Genomic DNA, 3,962 nt, shown 5'->3' with positions numbered 1-3,962 from the left:
TGACGGGCGATCGCATTTTAGTTCGCCTCGTGCGGGTCACATCCAACTATGCCAATGGTAAGTTTCACCAACTCTTGGAGCCGTCTCCCTACCGCATCCGACCTAGCTGCATCGTGGCGGATAAGTGCGGCGGCTGTCACTGGCAACATATTGATTACAACTACCAGCTGGAAGCGAAACAAAACTTAGTTATCCAAGCTCTAGAACGCATTGGTGGATTCACCTCACCCTCTGTCGCTCCCGTCTTGTCGGCTGACGCTGCCCTTGCCTATCGCAATAAGGCGACCTATCCCCTGAAACGCTCAGCAACGGGTCAAGTGCAGGCAGGTTATTACCAAAAAGGAAGCCACCAGATCATTAATCTCAATCAATGCCCCATACAAGATTCGCGATTGAACCCGCTGTTAGCAGAAATTAAGCAAGATATCGAGCAGTTGGGGTGGTCGGTGTATAACGAAGACCGCCATCAGGGGCGGTTGCGCCACCTGTCGCTGCGGATCGGACGGCGAACAGGAGACATGTTGTTGACCTTGGTAACAACGGACTGGAAGTTACAGAACTTGGATGTCCAAGCCCAAAAGTGGCTAACTCGCTATCCCAAACTGATGGGCGTCTGTGTAAATCGAAACCCAAACCGCACAAATGTGATTTTCGGGGATGAAACCCGTTGTATTGCGGGTCAGCCTTACTTACGGGAGGAGTTTGCGGGTCTTGAGTTCCAACTGCGACCTGAAACGTTCTTCCAAGTTAATACCGAGGTGGCTGAGGCGCTGTTAAATGCCATTGTGGAACAGCTAGCACTTAAAGGGGATGAAATCCTAGTCGATGCCTACTGTGGCATCGGTACGTTCACCCTACCCCTAGCACAGCGTGTTCGGCAGGCCATAGGTATAGAGCTACAATCCGCATCAGTGGAGCAAGCACAACTCAATGCCCAGCTCAACGGGATCAGCAATGTGGCTTTTAGGACTGGAACAGTAGAGGCTGTGCTGCCTCAACTAGAAATCAGACCAGATGTTGTATTACTTGACCCACCGCGTAAGGGATGCGATCGCGCTGTCATCGAGACTTTGCTGATGACTGCTCCCAAGCACATCGTTTACGTCAGCTGTAAGCCCGCTACCTTGGCACGGGATCTTAAACTCCTCTGTCATACAGGCGGCTACCAACTAGCCCATGTCCAACCCGCTGACTTCTTTCCCCAAACGCCTCATGTTGAGTGTGCGGCCTTTTTAGTTCGCTGATTTAGAACTAGAACAAGATTGGGCAGAAGAGTTTCAAGTTGGTCGATAGGGGAGTGATCAACTTTCAACGTTCAAATCTTCACCCTTCTTACTTCCCCCTTTCAACCCAGCCCCTGGGGTGATTTGAGGCTTAGCTATGGTGTTTGAGGAACTGTTTCGATACAATGGAAAGTAAAGGTTCTTCTCTCATAATTGAGAGAACGTTCAATCCTCTAGAGGCAAGAAGTTAGCGCACTTCATTACTACCCGTTGGAAAGCAAGCACTAGCTGTAGCCAATCCACGGAACAGGTTGTAGAGTCGCTTCAAAATAATCGTCAAATCTCCGCGCTAGTCTTTGCGGATTTTCAACGTTTTTGAAGTTAACCCTCAACAGCCAAAACAACTTAGTGATGCCTAAGCTGGAGAGCCTGGTTTGGGAAAGCTGAGATTAATTGGCACAGCTGTTAGCTGTGTAAAGTATCGAGTCCACCAAATAAAAGCTAGAGGTTTCTTGAGTGATTGCTATATCAACGCGTCCGATTGGACGCAACTGGGGAACGATTAGCTTCGCTTCTACCCTCTACCTTGCCCCTATTCTCGATCTGCTTCTTGAACAGATTCCCCGTCAATGGCAGCCGGAAATCCGGCTTGGACTGCAAGAAGCATTGGTGAATGCGGCAAAGCACGGCAATAATTTAGACCCAAGCAAGACAGTAGTGGTTCAATTTTCAGTAGCTCATGATGAATATTGGTGGGTAATATCAGACGAAGGTTCCGGTTTTTCTCACACCAGTTGTAATCATGACGAAGAGGGCTGTATCCTGCCGTGTGATGAGTCAGAAAATGGTAGAGGGTTGTGTCTTCTCCACCAAATTTTTGATCGAGTTCATTGGAATCGTCAGGGGACAGAACTAAGACTCTGCAAACAGGTAAACAGCCGCTCCCGGCTGCCCCTAATTCCCTGATCTACCATGATCCCCATGAGAGGGGCAGGGGGGCGCAGAGATTGAGCGATCTAGCCATCCTGACGCCTGTTGGAATCGGAGCAGAGCTTCTTCAGGTTGTTCCTTGAGTAGGAATACCAAGGCGGCAGTAGCTTGTTCACAAGCTCTAGCTTTGCGATTAGATTTTAATCGGTGCCAATCATTGGGCGTAATACTTAGACGCTCGGCAAGCGCTTGGGCTAGTTCAAGGGTACTAAATTCACTGAGAGCATTAATTTTGGTCAGTGGGGTGGGTTCAGGCATGACTTCAGGCTCATTCTCAATTACTCTTACTTTACTGCAAATTGAATATGCCTGAAGATCCCCTACAGCGATCGCCTTCTGGTTCAGACCCAAACCAGCCGGATACCGATGCAGACGAGTTTGAGCAAGCCTTGTCAGAAGTAGAGCGAGATCTGCAAGCCCTGAAAGAACGCTATGAACAGGTGCAGCGCGATCGCAAGCGGCAAGCTGAACTCCGGCATCGTCGAGAACAAATCAGGAACTCACCGCGCCAGAGTAGCAACCGACAAGCGCTACAAGCGGAATTAAAGCAAATTAAAGAGCAACTAGAAACAATAGAACTGAATTTAGAAAGCCGATTATTTTCTTGGGGCAGTCTGAAGGAACCGTTTTGGCAAGCTGTTCGCTTCGGAGGACTGGGTGTGGTTATTGGCTGGATACTGAAGTCTTGTGCTGGCTAACTTTAGATTTTAATCAAGTCAAGAGCTTGCATGGCTTTCCAGCTACGAGTTGAGCAGGTATCAGGAGTTAACTCAGTAACGGGTAGCCACTGGACTCCCTTCGCTCCCACTTCGCGATCGCTCGTTGAGGAAACAACCGACTCACCTTCAACGGCACATTCATAAATGATGCTCAATGAATGTAGTAGCTGGCCTCGCCAATTGGGAAAAAAGCCTTCCACAATGGTTAAGAGATTTCCGACTCTAACGTCGCTTAAACCCGTTTCCTCCCGGATTTCTCGTATTAAAGCTTGAATGATGGGTTCACCGGGTTGCAGCCCGCCACCGGGTAAATCCCAGCAGTCGGGTTCTGGGCCTGTCATTTTATGAATCATTAGTGCAGTGCCAGATTGGATAAATAAACCCATAACACTGATTCTTAATCTAATATCTGGCTCCACAGAATTTATCCTTGCTGTTGCTCAAAATTGATTCAGCGCTCTCAGCTTTTCTCCGATCCCCGCAGGAGATAGCCATTAAACTGAGGTTAATGCGTCTTGGTCTTCTGAGTATTTTGTATTGTTGATTAGATTGACCTATTGGGGACTGTTGGAAACATGCTAACTCAACGGATTGTAGAACTATTACGAAATGGTCAGCCTGACGAATCGGTAGCTATCAAAGGCTGGGTACGCACCAAACGGGAATTGAAGGGATTTGCTTTTATTGAGGTCAACGATGGCTCATCGATGGCTAATTTGCAAGTTGTGCTCAATTCGGACTTGCCAGAGTATGAAGCTGTTCTCAAGCAAGTGAACACTGGCGCTTCTGTAGAAGTGACGGGTGTGCTGGTAGAGTCTCCGGCGAAAGGACAGCGAATTGAGTTGAAGGCTTCGTCTGCAAAGGTCTATGGCGAAGCTGATCCCGAAAAATACCCATTGCAAAAGAAACGCCATTCCTTTGAGTTTTTGCGGGAGATTGGGCATTTGCGAGCGCGCACGAATACCTTAGGCGCAGTCTTCCGTGTCCGCAATGCTTGTGCCAATGCGATCCATCAGTTCTTTCAAGAACG

General features: G+C 48.5%; 6 protein-coding genes. 4 read left to right on the top strand and 2 right to left on the bottom strand.

Going from position 1 to position 3,962, the window contains the following annotated elements:
- A partial coding sequence (gene rlmD / locus V6C93_RS06525; RefSeq protein ID WP_333475844.1) for a 23S rRNA (uracil(1939)-C(5))-methyltransferase RlmD occupies positions 1 to 1,244 on the top strand: 1,244 nt, incomplete at its 5' end.
- Between the two features lie 495 nt (positions 1,245 to 1,739).
- On the top strand, positions 1,740 to 2,189 hold the full coding sequence (locus tag V6C93_RS06520; protein WP_333475843.1) for an anti-sigma regulatory factor: 450 nt from the start codon (positions 1,740 to 1,742) through the stop codon (positions 2,187 to 2,189).
- On the opposite strand, the gene V6C93_RS06515 is transcribed toward V6C93_RS06520, so the two are convergent.
- Positions 2,178 to 2,471, bottom strand: a complete 294-nt coding sequence (locus V6C93_RS06515; protein ID WP_333475842.1) for a DUF6439 family protein — start codon at positions 2,469 to 2,471, stop codon at positions 2,178 to 2,180. The two genes, V6C93_RS06520 and V6C93_RS06515, sit on opposite strands and share 12 nt — an antisense overlap.
- Positions 2,472 to 2,518: 47 nt before the next feature.
- On the opposite strand from V6C93_RS06515, the gene V6C93_RS06510 reads away from it, so the two are divergent.
- Positions 2,519 to 2,911 carry a DUF2203 domain-containing protein gene (locus V6C93_RS06510; RefSeq protein ID WP_333475841.1) on the top strand — a complete coding sequence of 131 codons (393 nt, stop codon included), beginning with the start codon at positions 2,519 to 2,521 and terminating at the stop codon, positions 2,909 to 2,911.
- A gap of 2 nt (positions 2,912 to 2,913) precedes the next feature.
- Here the strand turns inward: V6C93_RS06510 and V6C93_RS06505 are convergent, their stop codons facing one another.
- Complete coding sequence (locus V6C93_RS06505; RefSeq protein ID WP_333475840.1) at positions 2,914 to 3,318, bottom strand: NUDIX domain-containing protein; 405 nt, start codon at positions 3,316 to 3,318, stop codon at positions 2,914 to 2,916.
- Positions 3,319 to 3,507: 189 nt separating this feature from the next.
- Here V6C93_RS06505 and V6C93_RS06500 point away from each other — a divergent pair.
- Positions 3,508 to 3,962, top strand: a 455-nt coding sequence (locus V6C93_RS06500) for an OB-fold nucleic acid binding domain-containing protein (protein ID WP_333475839.1), incomplete at its 3' end; no start/stop codon positions are given.

This window comes from Allocoleopsis sp. (assembly GCF_036703385.1).
In the GTDB taxonomy this organism is placed as follows: domain Bacteria; phylum Cyanobacteriota; class Cyanobacteriia; order Cyanobacteriales; family Coleofasciculaceae; genus Allocoleopsis.
Note: the sequence above shows the minus strand (reverse complement) of the source record. Positions and strands in the feature narration are given on the sequence as shown.

Excerpts from the sequence above, each read along its gene's own strand:
- V6C93_RS06515 (WP_333475842.1), bottom strand. The coding sequence starts at position 2,471 with ATGCCTGAACCCACCCCACTGACCAAAATTAATGCTCTCAGTGAATTT.
- V6C93_RS06505 (WP_333475840.1), bottom strand. The coding sequence starts at position 3,318 with ATGGGTTTATTTATCCAATCTGGCACTGCACTAATGATTCATAAAATG.
- V6C93_RS06510 (WP_333475841.1), top strand. The coding sequence starts at position 2,519 with ATGCCTGAAGATCCCCTACAGCGATCGCCTTCTGGTTCAGACCCAAAC.